This is a genomic window from Moorena sp. SIO3I6 (genome assembly GCF_010672095.1).
This window is the reverse complement of the sequence record NZ_JAAHHU010000940.1, coordinates 1-1,910: the sequence shown is the minus strand read 5'-3', so window position 1 is coordinate 1,910 and position 1,910 is coordinate 1. Positions and strand designations below refer to the sequence as shown.

Below are 1,910 nucleotides of genomic sequence, written 5' to 3'. Positions count from 1 at the left end.
AGATAATCCATCTAATTCAGATAATCCAACAACTACCAGTGATGAATGGACGGAACTTGAAGACAAAGGTTTATCGGCAATTTATAAACTTAAACAAAACGGAGATATAGACAACTTCAAAGAAGTCCTCAATCTATTTGAGCAAAATAAAAACAACTATCAAGGAGAAAAAGAATTTGAAGAACTGTTTAGTGAACTAACCCGTAGATATGCTCAAGACGTATTAGCTTTTAGCGGAGAGCCAGGAATTCGTAAGGGAATTGAAAATTTAGAAGAAATTCAGCAAAGACTGGAGGATAACTTCGACATTAAAAGTCTCCCGGAAGATGATAGAATTGCTCAGGAATACAAAGATGTTACCGTTCTGATAAATCGAATGAGAAAGGCCTTTAAGGATAACAATTAGGGCATTGACGACAAGTGTATAAATTATACCGAATAACGTGCGCTCATAAAGTTAGCGTCCGCTAATCATCCACTAAGTTATAATATTAGCCAAAGCAATTAATTAAATAAAAAGCACCCAATGACAAAGTTACAACCAGAATCTTCTATGAAAGATGGCGAGTATACCATCCAATCAGAATTAGGAGAGGGGACATTTGGAACGACTTATAAAGCCACTCCTCAGTTACCCGATGCTCAGCAATACAGTGTTGCTATAAAAATTGGAAGAGAGGAATTAACCGAGAATGAACAAAGCAAAATAAAACAAGATTTTCAATATGAAGCGAACCGACTCAAACAATTTAACCATAAGCATATTGTTAAATTCATCGAGTACTTCTATGACCAGACCATAAACCGTCCTTGCATCGTGATGGAATATATCCAAGGAAAGACCCTAGAGCAACTGATTAAAGAAGGGGATGGAATTCCAGAAGAGCAAGCCATTGAATATATTAAACAAGTTGCCGATGCCTTGGCAGCAATCCACGATGAAAATTTGATTCATAGAGATGTCACTCCTAGTAAGATTATAGTAAGAGATGGAACCAAAGAAGCAGTCCTGATTGGTTTTAGTATTGCCCGGGAATTTATTCCTAATCGGACACTAGAGGTAACACAAACATTGTTAACTGATGATCATTATGCTCCACCAGAGCAAGAACTACGCCGTGCTAGATTAGGCCCACCATTTGATATCTATTCCTTATCCGCTACCTTATATTTCTTGTTAACCGGACGCCAACCAGTTAGTAGCAGAGACCGGGAAAATGAATTAAAAACATATAAAAGAGACCCTCAAAAACAAAATGTACAAAAATTCGTCACCAACCAAAAATTGAGAAGAGCAATTCTCCAAGGGATGGAATTAGAACCAAATCGAAGACCTCAGTCAATTTCAGAATGGCTAAAATTACTGGATTCTCCAGGGATACTAAGCTTAACTTATAGGTTAAGACGTTTAAGCTCGCTTTTCGGAGTTAGATTCCTTTGGATTCTAATATTTTTTGGATCTATTTTATCGACGATAGCGATAAATTATGCAATTTTACCTACTAATCAATCTCCTCCAAATAAACCTGAATTTGCCGAAATTGAAACTAAATTTTTCTCAGCAATTTATAAACTTGAAGAAAACCAAGATGTAGACAACTTCAAAGAAGTCCTCAATCTATTTGAGCAAAATAAAAACAACTATCAAGGAAACAAAGAATTTGAGGAGCTATTTAGTGAACTAACCCGTAGATATGCTCAAGACGTATTAGCTCTAAGCGGAGAGCCAGGAGTTCGTAAGGGAATTGAAAAGTTGGAGGAAATTCAGAAAAGGCTAGATCAGAACTTCGAAATCGAAAAACTTCCGGAAGATGATATCATCGCTCAGGAATATAAAGATGTTAGTGCTCTTCTAGAGAAGATGAGAAATTCCCGTAACGGCAACAATTAGGATTTTCATGTATTCTTTA

Annotated in this window: 2 protein-coding genes; both read left to right on the top strand. The window is 36.4% G+C overall.

All coding sequences use genetic code 11. The features are described 5' to 3' along the window. A partial coding sequence (locus tag F6K49_RS44695) for a hypothetical protein (RefSeq protein WP_293108439.1) occupies positions 1-406 on the top strand: 406 nt, incomplete at its 5' end. Between the two features lie 147 nt (positions 407-553). After that, positions 554-1,891: a serine/threonine-protein kinase gene (locus F6K49_RS44690; protein WP_293108436.1), complete on the top strand. Its 1,338-nt coding sequence runs from the start codon at positions 554-556 to the stop codon at positions 1,889-1,891. Positions 1,892-1,910 lie beyond the last annotated feature (19 nt).

Coding starts and splice junctions, on each gene's coding strand:
- F6K49_RS44690 (WP_293108436.1), top strand. CDS start 554: ATGAAAGATGGCGAGTATACCATCCAATCAGAATTAGGAGAGGGGACA.